Annotated in this window: 16 protein-coding genes; 4 read left to right on the forward strand and 12 right to left on the reverse strand. The window is 44.4% G+C overall.

Annotated elements, in window-relative coordinates; all coding sequences use genetic code 11:
- Positions 1-136 precede the first annotated feature (136 nt).
- The 3 genes from P3L57_RS15510 to P3L57_RS15520 are packed head-to-tail and all read right to left on the reverse strand — an operon-like array spanning position 137 to position 2,455.
- Entirely contained in the window at positions 137-1,426 is a 1,290-nt protein-coding gene (locus tag P3L57_RS15510) for a hemolysin family protein (protein WP_059292660.1), read from the reverse strand.
- A gap of 43 nt (positions 1,427-1,469) precedes the next feature.
- Positions 1,470-2,147, reverse strand: coding sequence for a zinc metallopeptidase (locus tag P3L57_RS15515; protein WP_024122643.1), 678 nt, complete (start codon positions 2,145-2,147; stop codon positions 1,470-1,472).
- Positions 2,148-2,191: 44 nt separating this feature from the next.
- Positions 2,192-2,455 carry a YuzI family membrane protein gene (locus P3L57_RS15520; protein WP_044160303.1) on the reverse strand — a complete coding sequence of 88 codons (264 nt, stop codon included), beginning with the start codon at positions 2,453-2,455 and terminating at the stop codon, positions 2,192-2,194.
- Positions 2,456-2,587: 132 nt separating this feature from the next.
- On the opposite strand from P3L57_RS15520, the gene P3L57_RS15525 reads away from it, so the two are divergent.
- Complete coding sequence (locus P3L57_RS15525; RefSeq protein WP_044158910.1) at positions 2,588-2,842, forward strand: protein mistic; 255 nt, start codon at positions 2,588-2,590, stop codon at positions 2,840-2,842.
- A complete protein-coding gene (locus P3L57_RS15530) occupies positions 2,839-3,825 on the forward strand; it encodes a potassium channel family protein (RefSeq protein WP_044158911.1) in 987 nt (328 codons plus the stop codon). Before P3L57_RS15525 ends, P3L57_RS15530 begins: the two co-directional genes overlap by 4 nt.
- Here the strand turns inward: P3L57_RS15530 and P3L57_RS15535 are convergent.
- The 5 genes from P3L57_RS15535 to P3L57_RS15555 all read right to left on the reverse strand — a co-directional run bounded on the left by P3L57_RS15535 (position 3,822) and on the right by P3L57_RS15555 (position 8,619).
- Positions 3,822-4,226 carry a YugN-like family protein gene (locus tag P3L57_RS15535; protein ID WP_069486988.1) on the reverse strand — a complete coding sequence of 135 codons (405 nt, stop codon included), beginning with the start codon at positions 4,224-4,226 and terminating at the stop codon, positions 3,822-3,824. The two genes, P3L57_RS15530 and P3L57_RS15535, sit on opposite strands and share 4 nt — an antisense overlap.
- A 60-nt stretch (positions 4,227-4,286) precedes the next feature.
- Complete coding sequence (locus tag P3L57_RS15540) at positions 4,287-4,658, reverse strand: hypothetical protein (RefSeq protein ID WP_069487015.1); 372 nt, start codon at positions 4,656-4,658, stop codon at positions 4,287-4,289.
- A 58-nt stretch (positions 4,659-4,716) separates the two neighbouring features.
- Positions 4,717-6,069, reverse strand: a complete 1,353-nt coding sequence (locus P3L57_RS15545; protein WP_024122649.1) for a glucose-6-phosphate isomerase — start codon at positions 6,067-6,069, stop codon at positions 4,717-4,719.
- A gap of 111 nt (positions 6,070-6,180) precedes the next feature.
- Positions 6,181-7,353: an iron-containing alcohol dehydrogenase gene (locus tag P3L57_RS15550; RefSeq protein WP_059292658.1), complete on the reverse strand. Its 1,173-nt coding sequence runs from the start codon at positions 7,351-7,353 to the stop codon at positions 6,181-6,183.
- Between the two features lie 102 nt (positions 7,354-7,455).
- Positions 7,456-8,619 (reverse strand): iron-containing alcohol dehydrogenase, encoded by a 1,164-nt coding sequence (locus P3L57_RS15555; protein ID WP_069486987.1) that lies wholly within the window; start codon positions 8,617-8,619, stop codon positions 7,456-7,458.
- A gap of 242 nt (positions 8,620-8,861) precedes the next feature.
- On the opposite strand from P3L57_RS15555, the gene P3L57_RS15560 reads away from it, so the two are divergent.
- Complete coding sequence (locus tag P3L57_RS15560) at positions 8,862-9,098, forward strand: DUF378 domain-containing protein (protein WP_003220771.1); 237 nt, start codon at positions 8,862-8,864, stop codon at positions 9,096-9,098.
- Positions 9,099-9,142: 44 nt separating this feature from the next.
- Here the strand turns inward: P3L57_RS15560 and yugI are convergent, their stop codons facing one another.
- The 3 genes from yugI to P3L57_RS15575 all read right to left on the reverse strand — a co-directional run bounded on the left by yugI (position 9,143) and on the right by P3L57_RS15575 (position 11,398).
- Positions 9,143-9,535 (reverse strand): S1 domain-containing post-transcriptional regulator GSP13, encoded by a 393-nt coding sequence (yugI, locus tag P3L57_RS15565; protein WP_044158915.1) that lies wholly within the window; start codon positions 9,533-9,535, stop codon positions 9,143-9,145.
- A 201-nt stretch (positions 9,536-9,736) separates the two neighbouring features.
- On the reverse strand, positions 9,737-10,897 hold the full coding sequence (locus tag P3L57_RS15570) for an aminotransferase (protein WP_059292656.1): 1,161 nt from the start codon (positions 10,895-10,897) through the stop codon (positions 9,737-9,739).
- Positions 10,898-11,398 (reverse strand): Lrp/AsnC family transcriptional regulator, encoded by a 501-nt coding sequence (locus P3L57_RS15575; RefSeq protein ID WP_024122653.1) that lies wholly within the window; start codon positions 11,396-11,398, stop codon positions 10,898-10,900.
- 149 nt (positions 11,399-11,547) lie between these two features.
- On the opposite strand from P3L57_RS15575, the gene P3L57_RS15580 reads away from it, so the two are divergent.
- The gene (locus P3L57_RS15580) at positions 11,548-12,372 is read left to right on the forward strand and encodes an alpha/beta fold hydrolase (protein WP_044158917.1); all 825 of its coding nucleotides are present in this window, start codon (positions 11,548-11,550) and stop codon (positions 12,370-12,372) included.
- Positions 12,373-12,398: 26 nt separating this feature from the next.
- Here P3L57_RS15580 and P3L57_RS15585 read toward each other — a convergent pair whose 3' ends face one another.
- Positions 12,399-12,659, reverse strand: coding sequence for a YugE family protein (locus P3L57_RS15585; protein ID WP_024122655.1), 261 nt, complete (start codon positions 12,657-12,659; stop codon positions 12,399-12,401).
- Between the last annotated feature and the right edge of the window lie 23 nt (positions 12,660-12,682).

The following is a 12,682-nucleotide window of genomic DNA, read 5'->3' on the forward strand; positions in this document are numbered from 1 at the left end:
AAAGGCCTTTGAAGCATTCATTTTTTCAGAAAAAAAGCCTCTTGCCGATGACAAAACACTGATCAATTTTCAGAAGCCTTTTGTCCTGATTTTCTTTGAGCTCAAAAAAACAGCCGCGATCCCCGGCTGTTTTTGATTAAAACTCTGTTTTTTTGATTTCGACAAATCGAATGTGATGGTCTTCAGCGTCGAGGATTTTAAATTCGCAGCCCTCCGCCTGTATCACATCTCCTGCTTCCAGCTCCATTTTTTGCGTCAGAAGCCAGCCTGCAATCGTATCAATTTCTTCATTCTCAATGGCAATGTCGAGCAGGTCGTTCACTTCATCTATTAGCGCTTTGCCATCCATCACATAATGGTGCTCGCCTTTTTTCAAAATATGCGGCGTTTCATCCTGATCATATTCATCACGGATTTCCCCGACGATTTCTTCGATAATATCCTCGACAGTTACAAGCCCCGCCGTTCCCCCGTATTCATCTACGAGAATCGCCATATGAATCCGTTCCTTCTGCATGCGGATTAAAAGCTGCTGGACAGGAATGCTTTCAATGACTCTGATGACAGGCCTCATAATTTGCTTCAGCTTAATCGGCTGGCCGAGAAAATACGCTTTAAACATATCTTTGCTGTTGATAATCCCTAAAATATGATCCTTATCTTCTTTGATGACAGGATACCGTGTATACCGTTCGTTAATGATGAGATGAATCGCTTCTTCAAGCGACTGCTCCAGAGAAATGACAACGATTTCTGTTCGCGGAATCATAATTTCTCTCGCCACGCGGTTGTCGAATTCAAAAATCTTATTCACATAGCGAAATTCGGACTGGTTGATTTCCCCTTTTTCATAGCTTTCTGACAGGATCAGCCTCAGTTCCTCCTCGCTGATGACAACCTCATGCTCCTTGACTGAATGAAAGCCAAACAATTTCACAAGAAAACTTGCAGAGCCGTTCAATGCTTTAATAAACGGATATGTGATTTTATAGAACCAGATCAGCGGCTTTGCAATCCATAAACTGACAGCTTCAGCCTTCTGAATGGAAACCGTTTTCGGCGCAAGCTCACCCATTACCACATGCAAAAAAGTGACGATGATAAATGCAATTACAAATGTGACTATGTGGTTAAACGGTTCCGGTATGCCTGCCGCTGTAAATAAGGGATGAAGAATGCGTTCAAATGTCGGTTCACCAAGCCATCCAAGGCCGAGGGCTGTAATTGTAATCCCGAGCTGGCAGGCTGATAAATACTCGTCAAGATTGGAGATGATTTTATGTGCGGCAAGCGCCCGGCTGTCTCCGCTTTCGATGAGCTGATTGATTTTTGAACCTCTGATTTTGACGATTGCAAATTCTGCTGCAACGAAAACAGCCGTAATGCCAATCAAAACAAAAATGGCGATCAATTGTAATATAAGCAAAAAAAGCCCTTACCATAAATGGTAAGGGGCCACCTCCTTAACGTTAATTCTCATTACGACCGTTTAAGAAGATCATCACAAAGCGAAGAAGTTCAAACAGGGAAACCAGGGCGGCGGCCACATACGTTAAGGCGGCGGCGCTCAGCACTTTATTTACCCCATTCTCTTCATTGTTCCGGATGAATCCTTCTGACACAATAATTTGCTTCGCGCGTGAACTTGCATTGAATTCGACCGGCAGTGTGATCAGCTGGAAAAAGACAGCGGCTGAAAACAGAATAATGCCAAGCCCGATCAAATTCAGGCTGCCGAGAAGCATGCCTCCTAAGAAAAGCAGAGGAGCCACACCGGATGCAAAATTCACGACTGGGAAGATTTTATGTCTCAGCACAAGCGCACCATATGACTCCTGATGCTGCAAGGCATGTCCGACTTCATGGGAAGCTACGGAGATGGCGGAAATTGAGCGGCCGTAATAGACCGGCTCAGATAAACGCACCACCCGTCTTGTCGGGTCGTAATGGTCTGTTAAAGCGCCTCTTACCGGTTCGACCGGCACGTCGTAAAGACCGTTTATATCTAGAATCCGTCTTGCCGTTTCTGCCCCTGTTCGACCGCTTGAGGCTTCCACTTTTGAATACTTTTCAAAGTTGCTCTTTACTTTAAATTGTGCCCAAAACGACAATCCCAATGCGGCTATTGTTAAAAATATAAACAGCATGTTTCATCATCCTTTTTTAAAGATCGTATGTTTCTTTATTACGATTATTTTAATGAGTTTTCTTTCTCGTGTACAGAAAAGCGCTTCTTCTTCCGTCTAGGCGCACACATTCCGATAAGCAAAAGGAACAAGCCGGCCGAAAACAAATAAAAAGAAAAGCCTCCAATCAGCTCTTTCAAAAAATGATGCCATGAGAAGCTATTGGAGAAGTGATTATACGAATTCAAGTCGAAAATAAACAAAATCACTGCGGATGCCGCAAGCTGCGTACCGATCAAAACCACGACGGTTCTTTGAATGATCGTCATCTGTTCCATCCTTTTCTCGCCTATTTGTTTTAGTTTATGGAGAAATCCGGTTTTATATGTTTTGTTCATTTTTTGAAAAACAATGCCGAAAGTGGGACATACTGTTATAAAAAGAGCACGGGTGTGATGAACATGAAAGTGACGAGCGAGGAAAAGGAACGGCTGAGTACAGCGATTGACCGGATGAATGAAGGGCTGGACGTATTTATCCAATTTTATAATGAATCCGAAATCGACGAACCGCTCATTCAGCTTGAAGACGATACAGCTGATCTCATGAAGCAGGCCCGCGACCTGTACGGCCAGGAAAAGCTAAATGAGAAGCTGAATACGATTATTAAACAGATTTTATCTATTTCATTATCTGAAGAAGGGGAAAAAGAATGAAATCAAACCGGATCTTTATTTCTTGGCTGAGATGGCCGTTATTTATCCGAATCGGGCTGATCATTCTTTTTCTGATTCTTTTGTTCGGGCAAATCATTTATTTACTTGAGCCCGAGCAGTTTACTTCCGTCTTCGAAGGTATTTGGTGGGCCGTGGTTACCGTCTCAACAGTGGGCTACGGAGACTATGTGCCGCACACGCCGCTTGGTCAAGCAGCCGGAATGCTGCTGATATTCATCGGCGCAAGCTTTGTCACTGCTTACTTTGCCACCTTATCCGCTGCCGCTTTCAGCAAACAGCACCGCTACATAGAGGGAAAGGTCGCTTACAAAGGACGGGGCCATGTGATTATTATCGGCTGGAATGAAAAATCAAATCGCCTTTTGAGAGAGCTTCAGCTGGCGGCGCCCTCCAAGACAGTCGTTCTGATTGATGAATCGTTAAAAGAAGGGCCGCTCATTGAAAATGTCCATTTCATACGCGGACACGCCGCTGATGATGAAACGCTGAAACGAGCCAATATTACTGAGGCGGACACAGTTATGGTCACTGCCGACCAATATAAAAGTGAAGCGGAGGCGGACATGCTGTCGGTGCTGATTCTGTTATCAGTCAAAGGGTTGAATCCGCTGGCATACTGTATTGTCGAAATTCTGACAGACCGCTTTGTCACCAATGCAGAACGGGCGGGCGCTAATAAAATTATCGGGACGTCCCAGCTCTTAAGCCGCGTGATGCTGGAACATTACCGGGTCAAATTGCAGCTGTCTAAACCGCAAAGCTTAATCGAACTGACATTAGATAAAAAAGTGCGGCTGATTTCGGTTCCTTCTGAACTGCATGGTGCCGCTTATAAAACATGCGTCCTCTATTTTCTTGATCACAACACCACTATTATCGGCATACAAAAAGAGGAAGGGCCTATGATTACCCCTCCTCTTTCATATAAAGTGCTTGAAACGGACCAGTTCCTTGCGCTTTAACCCAACAAAACATCCTCCAGCTCTTTGACAAGGGAGGCGCCGATATCCAAATACGCCGGATCAATCTCTGCGTCCCGTCTCTCGGGCTCAGAAAATTGATTAAACAGCGATTGAAACGGCCCTCCTTCAGCATGATCATCAAGGCCTGCCTGGAACACCTGCCTCAGCATAAACGGAGTTCCGATACGGACAGCTGCCCCGCGTTCATCCAGACTGCCTTGTATGGCATTGACGGGAATTCTTAAAAATAAATATCCGTCTCTATTATCAATTTTATAATCAAAATAGCCGTGGTCGTACTCCCAGCCGCCGTTTATCACATAACCGAGCGGCTTCATGACTTGTTCCAGCTCTTGAAGCAAGAAAGGCTGTCCATCTATCGCGGAAGGTATCGTAATCATCAAACTGCCCCTTTTTTCATTTATCCTGTCCCGCAGAACAAGACTTCATTCAGAGGCTGATTACATGGAAACCGTTTTTTCCTTTGCACGGCCAACCGAAAAGAAAGCGCATTCAATTAAGAAGTAAACAATCATCGCTGCAGCAATCCCCGCCGCAGATTCCCATGAAACATATACAACAGCTGCATAGAGCCCTACCTTTGTTAAAAGGGTGTGAGATCGCTTCAATTTCAGAAAATGGTGCACCGCATCGGTAAAAATGGCAAGCGGCAGCCCGATCAGAAGAAAGGTGTGGATAAAAAAGTGTGAGAGTGTGCCGCCAAGGTTGGAAGAAAGCTCTGTATTCACGGCATCAAAGGATATGAGAATAACTAAAACAGCTGCAGAAAAACCCGCAATGATGAGATGTTTGACCATTTGTTTCATGAACATCAGCACCTTTCTGATTTGATAAAAAGCCGACCGGCAAATGCCAGTCAGCTTTCTTACATTAATCTTCGAGACGTTTTTCAAGCTCAGCTTTTTTCTCTTCAAAGCCAGGTTTGCCAAGCAATGCAAACATATTGACTTTATATGCTTCTACTCCAGGCTGGTCAAACGGATTGACTCCGAGGAGATAACCGCTCATCGCACAGGCTTTTTCGAAGAAATAAACAAGGTATCCAAAAGTATATGCATTCAGCTCAGGAATGTTGACGATTAAGTTCGGAACATTTCCGTCTGTATGAGCCAGCATTGTACCTTGGAATGCTTTTTTGTTAACGAAGTCTACAGTTTTTCCGGCTAAATAGTTTAAGCCGTCAAGATCGTTATCCGCTTCTTCGATTGTTAGCTCGTGTTTAGGTTTTTCGACATTCAGCACCGTTTCGAACAAATCTCTGCGGCCTTCCTGTACGTACTGTCCTAATGAGTGAAGGTCTGTTGAATAGTTGGCAGAAGAAGGATAAATGCCCTTCTCGTCTTTGCCTTCACTTTCGCCGAACAGCTGCTTCCACCACTCCGCAAAATATTGAAGCGCCGGCTCATAGTTGATAAGCATTTCAATCGTTTTGCCTTTATTGTAAAGCACATTGCGAACGACCGCATACTGGTATGCAGGGTTATCTTCCAATTCTGATGTGGCAAAATCCTTGCTCGCATCAAATGCGCCTTTCATCATGTCGTCAATGTTGACGCCGCTGACAGCAATCGGCAGGAGACCAACAGCTGTTAAGACAGAATAACGGCCGCCGACATCATCAGGAATGACAAATGATTCGAAGCCTTCTTCGTTAGAAAGTGTTTTTAACGCGCCGCGCTCTTTATCAGTTGTCGCGTAAATCCGCGCTTTCGCTTCTTCTTTGCCGTATTTCTCTTCAAGAAGCTTGCGGAAAATACGGAAAGCGATTGCAGGTTCAGTTGTTGTACCTGATTTAGAGATGACGTTAATGGAGAAGTCAACATCTTCGAGAAGATCCATGACATCTCTCATATAAGATGAACTGATATTGTTTCCGATGAAAATGACTTGCGGATTGCCTCGTTTTGCTTTCGGCAGTGTATTGTAAAACGCGTGATTAAGCGCTTCAATCGCTGCCCGCGCGCCGAGGTAAGAACCGCCGATACCGACAACAAGCAATACATCAGAGTCAGATTTGATTTTTTCCGCGCTTTTTTTAATGCGCGCAAATTCTTCTTTATCATAATGTTCAGGGAGGTCCACCCAGCCTAGAAAATCGCTGCCCGCGCCTGTTTTTTCATGAATATTATGGTGTGCTGTTTTTACAAAGTCGCGCAAATATGTAAGTTCATGTTCGTTGAAGAAAGTCAACGCTTTTGAGTAGTCAAAGCGTACATGCGTCATTGCTTGTCCCTCCATAACGGTATAATGTTTTCATCTTTCACTTTATATGAACTTATCTGTGAAATCAAGTCAAGAAGAAAGGACGGAATGACTGCATTCCGTCCTTAAAAATCAGAGTGACGCGCGAAGGATGGCAAGCACGTCATCTTTGTTCAGTTTTTGGAAGTTGCCGAAGCCGCCATGCTCCATTTCTTTGGCTGCGATATCAGCAATCAGTTCCAGTTTTTCCTCTCCGATATCATAGTCGGATAAACGGGAAGGCGCACCCAGACTTGTCCAGAAGGCAGACAGCTTGTCGATTCCTTCAAGCACGATTTCTTTATCCGTTTTGCCTTCTGTATCAATGTCAAACATATTGAGCATAAGGTTTTTAAAGCGGCCGACATTTGTATCAAGCGTGTATCTCATCCAGTTCGGGAACAGAATCGCGAGTCCGCCGGCATGCGGAATATCGTAAACAGCTGATACGGCATGCTCCATAGTGTGAGAAGCCCAGTCGCCGAAGTAGCCCATTTGAAGCGTGCCATTCAGAGCGATTGTGCCAGCATATAAAATTGTTTCACGATGTTTGTAATTTTCCAGATCCTCCAATAGTTTTGGAGCTGTTTCGATTACCGTCTGCAGAACGGCAAAGCACATTCTGTCTTGCAGCGGTGTGTTTTCGACATTATGGAAGTATTGTTCAAACACGTGGCTCATCATGTCAACCATACCGTAAACCGTTTGATTTTCAGGCACTGTAAACGTATTCTCAGGGTCTAAAATCGAGAACCGCGGATGAGTTACATTGCTTCCCCATACAAATTTCTCGTTTGTTTCCCAGTTTGTAATCACAGAGTCAGGGTTCATTTCAGAACCTGTAGCAGCAAGGGTTAGAACGGTACCGAACGGCAGTGCATCTTCGGCTGTTACTTTCTTGCTGAAAATGTCCCAAGCGTCTCCGTCGTATTTTACTCCCGCAGCGATCGCTTTTGTGCAGTCAATTACACTTCCGCCGCCCACAGCAAGCAGAAAATCAATATTATGCTGTCTGCATAGGTCAATGCCTTTTTCCACAGTTGCAAGACGCGGGTTCGGCTCTACCCCCGGCAGTTCATAGACAGCGGCGCCTTCTTCTTTTAATATGCCTGTTACCTGGCCATAAAGGCCATTACGTTTAATGCTTCCGCCTCCGTAGACAAGCAGAACATTTTTACCGTATTGCTTTACTTCTTTTCTTAATTGTTCAAGCTGGCCTTTTCCGAAAATCAGCTTCGTCGGGTTATAATAAGTGAAATTTTCCATTGTAAAACCTCCAAATACTGCTGTATCAAAAAACAGATTAACAATTGTAACATAAGTCCAAAGAAAAAGGGAAGCAGCCGGATCGGCTATTTCCCCCTTTTGTTATAGAGATGCTTTTAAAATAGCGAGTACATCTTCTTTGTTAAGTGATTTAAACTGGCCGAACGTACCGTTGGCCATTGCCTTGTCGGCAATTGTGCCGAGCTGTTCGTCATTTATATCGTAGTCAGCCAGACGGTTTGGAGCGCCTAGGCTTGTCCAGAAAGCAGACAGCTTGTCGATGCCTTCCAGCGCGATTTCCTCATCTGATTTTCCAGCTTCTTCTACATCAAACACACGCACCGCAAGCTGCTTCATGCGGGCCGGGTTTTCTGATAATGTATGTCTCATCCAGTTCGGGAAGAGAATCGCAAGTCCGCCGGCATGCGGAATATCGTAAACGGCTGAAACGGCATGTTCGATATTATGAGTTGCCCAATCCCCTCTTGCACCCATTGACAGCATACCGTTTAAAGCGATTGTCCCTGTGTAAAGGATCGTTTCACGCAGCTCGTAATTTTCAAGATCATTGATCAGCTTAGGCGCTGTTTCGATGACTGTGCGTAAAAGAGATTCGCACATGCGATCCTGGTAAGGTGTGTTTGATACATGGTGGAAGTATTGTTCAAACACGTGGCTCATCATATCAACCATTCCGTAGATCGTGTGGTTTTTAGGAACAGTAAATGTGTTCACTGGGTCCAAAATAGAGAATTTAGGGAACACGAGCGGGCTGCCCCAGCCATATTTCTCTTTTGTTTCCCAGTTGGTAATAACTGAACCTGCGTTCATTTCAGAACCAGTTGCGGCGAGAGTCAATACAGTTCCGAACGGCAAAGCTTCCTTCGGCTGGTGTTTTTTCGTTACGATATCCCACGCATCACCATCATATTTTGCCCCCGCAGCAATCGCCTTTGTACAGTCGATGACACTTCCGCCGCCGACAGCCAATAAGAAATCAATGTTGTTTTCTTTGCAGGTCGCAACACCTTTATTAACAGTCGACACACGCGGGTTCGGCTCTACGCCTGCTAATTCATGCACCGTGACACCGGCTTTATTCAGCTGTTCCATCACTTGATCATAAAGGCCGCTGCGTTTAATGCTTCCGCCTCCGTAGACTAACAATACATTTTTTCCGTAAGGTTTCAATTCCTCCGGGAGTTTTTCAACTTCTCCGCGGCCGAAAATTAATTTCGTCGGATTCCAATATGTAAAGTTTTGCATGACATCTCCTCCTTAGATTTTCATTATGCAGAATGCCTGCGCTCCATGTAAAGCAATCAGCTCTTTCCGTTTTCAGCGTATCGGGCAGTTTTCATTTGCAAGATGCTGGGAAAGGAACAGATACAAGCGTGAGTTTGGGCCGTTTCGTCCGGCTACTCTCAATATGGAGAATGCATGTATAGATTCTCCAATTTGTCACAATCTATAACTGTTTTAATAATTCATGGAGGAGGTTGCAAAACATGAGTACAATTCAGAGAATTTGCCTTGTATTAACGATCATTGGCGCTATTAACTGGGGACTGATCGGATTTTTCCAATTTGATTTAGTAGCGGCCATCTTCGGCGGCCAAGGGTCAGCTCTTTCCCGTATTATTTACGGTCTTGTCGGAATCGCCGGCTTAATCAACCTCGGTCTGCTGTTTAAACCAAACGAGGAAAGATCACGTGAAGAGGCAGCAAATCCTGAAATGCGATAGGATAAAAAAAGCACCGAACATTCCTGTCCGGTGCTTTTTCATGCTTATTTTTTGATAAGGTCTTTGCGGTTGGACATTTCGATCCACTCTTCAAGCTTATCTTTTAATGTGTTGAAGCCTTGTGGTGCAGAAGCTTCTTCGCTTACTTGTGCAGCTTTATGTTTTCTTGGTTTGCTTTCTTTTTTCTCAGGCGCAGCTTGTGTCGCACGAATAGAAAGGCTGATTTTTCCTTTTTCTTCGTCAACAGCTAGTACTTTTACTTGTACTTCGTCGCCAACTGAAAGGTGCTCGTTGATGTCTTTTACGAAACCGTGAGTCACTTCAGAAATGTGTACTAAACCTTGAGTTTCTTCATCTAATGCAACAAACGCACCATACGCTTGTAATCCTGTAACTTTACCAGTGTAAACACTGCCCACTTCAAATTTTGCTGCCATTCATAACAACTCCTAAGTTAAATTAAATATCTGTTTATACGCAATTTAAAATTATATCATACATGTTTCATTTCCGCAAAGGAAACTTTTTTTATATGATATCAGGTTTAAGCATATCAAAAAGAGGATATACTGCAAATACCAAAGGCTTTCTAGTATTCCCCCTTTTATTGGATGCGAACAAAAGGTTCGTATCTTTTTTTATGTTGTTTTGTGTAAGAAGCGTTTCATTCTGACCAATGCTTCTTGCAGCTGTTCAATTGATGTCGCATATGAACAGCGGATATATCCTTCTCCGCTCGGCCCAAACACATTACCGGGAACAACGGCTACTTTTTCCTGCATCAGGAGCTCCTCGGCAAACTGTTCTGAGCTCATCCCAGTGCTTTTGATGGATGGGAAAGCATAGAAAGCACCGCTCGGATGGTGGCAGCTGAGACCGATTTCATTTAGCGTTTCGACAAACAAATTACGTCTTCTTCGGTAGCTCTTTTTCATCTTTTCTACGTCTTCTATTCCGTTTTTTAATCCTTCAAGCGCTGCGTATTGCGCCATCGCAGGCGCGCACATCATCGCATACTGGTGGATTTTAAGCATCGCGTTGCGAATTTCTGAAGGCGCCGCGGCAAAACCGAGTCTCCAGCCTGTCATGGCAAACGCCTTTGAAAATCCCGAAATGACAACCGTCCGCTCTTTCATGCCCGGGAATGCTGCTATGCTTGTAAATTCCTCATCGTATGTCAGTTCCGCGTAAATCTCGTCGCTCAGTACAATCAAATCATGTGTTTTGGCAAACTCGGCAATTTCATGTAACTCTTTCTTTGAGTAAACCGAGCCGGTCGGATTCGAAGGCGAACAAATGAGAATGGCCTTTGTTTTTTCGGTCACTGCCGCTTCAAAATCCTCAGCCGTTGCTTTAAAACCTTTATCAGCCGTCGTATGGACATGAACAGGGACGCCGCCTGTCAAAGACACAAGCGATTCATACGCCACAAAACACGGCTCAGGAATAATCACTTCCTCACCGGGATTTACAATGGCGCGGATCGCAATATCCAAAGCCTGACTCGCCCCTACCGTCACAATCAGTTCATCGTCAGGAGAGTATGCAAGACCAAACCGGCTGCTGACATAACGGCTGATTTCCTCCCGCAATGAGTATAAACCTGCATTAGCGGTATATGACGTATACCCTTGTTCAAGGGAAAGAATGCTTGCTTCACGGACATTCCAAGCCGTTACAAAGTCAGGTTCTCCGACCCCTAAAGAAATAACACCTTCCATCGTTGCCGCCAAATCAAAGAATCTGCGGATGCCGGATGGTTTTATTTGTTGTACATAATCGGATAAATAAGAAGTCATTTACGGTGACACCACGATTCTTTTGTCGTCGTCTCCCGTTTCAAATACTTTGCCGTCATGCTTGTATTTTTTCAGGATAAAATGTGTTGTCGTAGACACAACTGAATCAAGAGTTGACAGTTTATCAGATACGAAACGCGCAACATCAGACATTGAATTGCCGCGGATCACGACAGACAGGTCGTATACGCCCGACATCAGGTAGACTGATTCTACCTCCTGGAATCGGTAAATCCGCTCCGCCACTTCGTCAAAACCGACTCCGCGCTTCGGAGTGACTTTAACATCAATCATGGCTGTCACACCTTCATGGCCGTCCACCTTCCGCCAGTCGATCATAGCGGAATAATCGATGATAACCTTTTCTTTTTCCAATTTGTCAATGATCGCTTTTACTTCATTTACAGGGATACCGGCCATCTTTGCGATTGTTTCTAGGTCGGCGCGGCTGTTTTCGTCTAAAATTTCTAATATTTCTGTTTCTTTCTCGGTCAATTTCATTCAATTCACACCTTTGCAATGTCAAGAAATCTCATGACATTATATCACGTTTTTTGACGAATGCTAAGAAAAAACGAGGAGAAACTTCCGCTAGAACTGACAATTTCAGGGCATAATACAGGACATCCTATGAAGGGAGTGACGGCAAAATGGAGGCGGTTACACCAATAAGGCGTGTTAAAGTCGGAGGAGTACATGTATATTATGAGCACTATCAAAATCCGGGCAAACAAACAATTGTCTGCGTACACGGTTTTTTATCTTCTGCTTTCAGCTTCAGAAAATTAATCCCCTTGCTTCGGGACCAGTATGACATCATCGCGCTCGATTTGCCTCCTTTCGGCCAATCAGAAAAATCAAGGACATTTATATATACCTATCAAAACCTCGCCATGCTTATCATCGGACTCCTAGAGCACTTGCAAGTCAAACAGGCAGCGCTTGTCGGGCATTCGATGGGAGGACAGATATCGCTGTCGGCTGCTCTATTAAAGCCTGAGCTCTTCTCAAAGATTGTGCTGCTTTGCAGTTCAGGTTATTTAAAACGCTCGCACCCGACGATTATCTTCGGGACTCACCTCCCATATTTTCATCTTTATATAAAACGCTGGCTTTCCAAAGAAGGCGTGATGAAAAACTTATTAAATGTCGTCCACAACAAATCGCTGATTGACGAGGTGATGATTGACGGCTACGGCAAGCCTTTTCAAGATGAACAGATTTTCAAAGCAATGACGAGGTTCATCCGGCACAGAGAAGGAGATTTACAGTCTGAGGAATTGAAAAAGATCAGCAAACCCGCTTTATTGATTTGGGGCGAGGAGGACAAGGTGGTTCCGTTGAAAATCGGCGAACGCCTGCACCGTGACCTGCCGGATTCCAAACTGTATTCATTGCGGGAAACAGGGCATTTGGTGCCGGAGGAACGCCCTGAATTCGTTTCCGAACGAATTGCAGAGTTTATCACAGAATAAAAAAACCGGTTTGTATCCCGGTTTTTTCAAGGCGTGCAAGAGCTGCTGTCTTTAATGAACAGCAGCTGGCCAGCCACATTCCGGCAGCTGTCGATCGGAAGTGTTTGTTCAAAAGAAGCTTCGAAAATATGCTGTATGCTTTTCGCTAACACTTCAGGATCGTCTTCATCATAGACGGCCTGTACGACATCAACAGCCTCCGTTTCATAAAAATCTTCACCATATTTAAACGGGTCCCATTTGGCAATGACATTGATCATTTCCCTGACCGCTTGACTTTCTTCCATTTTCATCACCGCTTATAATAAAA

The sequence above is a fragment of the Bacillus sp. B28 genome (assembly GCF_029536185.1).
GTDB classification, from domain to species: Bacteria; Bacillota; Bacilli; order Bacillales; family Bacillaceae; genus Bacillus; species Bacillus halotolerans.

Excerpts from the sequence above, each read along its gene's own strand:
- P3L57_RS15540 (WP_069487015.1), bottom strand. The coding sequence starts at position 4,658 with ATGTTCATGAAACAAATGGTCAAACATCTCATCATTGCGGGTTTTTCT.
- P3L57_RS15560 (WP_003220771.1), top strand. The coding sequence starts at position 8,862 with ATGAGTACAATTCAGAGAATTTGCCTTGTATTAACGATCATTGGCGCT.
- P3L57_RS15570 (WP_059292656.1), bottom strand. The coding sequence starts at position 10,897 with ATGACTTCTTATTTATCCGATTATGTACAACAAATAAAACCATCCGGC.
- P3L57_RS15545 (WP_024122649.1), bottom strand. The coding sequence starts at position 6,069 with ATGACGCATGTACGCTTTGACTACTCAAAAGCGTTGACTTTCTTCAAC.
- P3L57_RS15580 (WP_044158917.1), top strand. The coding sequence starts at position 11,548 with ATGGAGGCGGTTACACCAATAAGGCGTGTTAAAGTCGGAGGAGTACAT.
- yugI (WP_044158915.1), bottom strand. The coding sequence starts at position 9,535 with ATGGCAGCAAAATTTGAAGTGGGCAGTGTTTACACTGGTAAAGTTACA.
- P3L57_RS15515 (WP_024122643.1), bottom strand. The coding sequence starts at position 2,147 with ATGCTGTTTATATTTTTAACAATAGCCGCATTGGGATTGTCGTTTTGG.
- P3L57_RS15535 (WP_069486988.1), bottom strand. The coding sequence starts at position 4,226 with ATGATTACGATACCTTCCGCGATAGATGGACAGCCTTTCTTGCTTCAA.
- P3L57_RS15585 (WP_024122655.1), bottom strand. The coding sequence starts at position 12,659 with ATGGAAGAAAGTCAAGCGGTCAGGGAAATGATCAATGTCATTGCCAAA.
- P3L57_RS15575 (WP_024122653.1), bottom strand. The coding sequence starts at position 11,398 with ATGAAATTGACCGAGAAAGAAACAGAAATATTAGAAATTTTAGACGAA.
- P3L57_RS15550 (WP_059292658.1), bottom strand. The coding sequence starts at position 7,353 with ATGGAAAATTTCACTTATTATAACCCGACGAAGCTGATTTTCGGAAAA.
- P3L57_RS15520 (WP_044160303.1), bottom strand. The coding sequence starts at position 2,455 with ATGACGATCATTCAAAGAACCGTCGTGGTTTTGATCGGTACGCAGCTT.
- P3L57_RS15555 (WP_069486987.1), bottom strand. The coding sequence starts at position 8,619 with ATGCAAAACTTTACATATTGGAATCCGACGAAATTAATTTTCGGCCGC.
- P3L57_RS15525 (WP_044158910.1), top strand. The coding sequence starts at position 2,588 with ATGAAAGTGACGAGCGAGGAAAAGGAACGGCTGAGTACAGCGATTGAC.
- P3L57_RS15530 (WP_044158911.1), top strand. The coding sequence starts at position 2,839 with ATGAAATCAAACCGGATCTTTATTTCTTGGCTGAGATGGCCGTTATTT.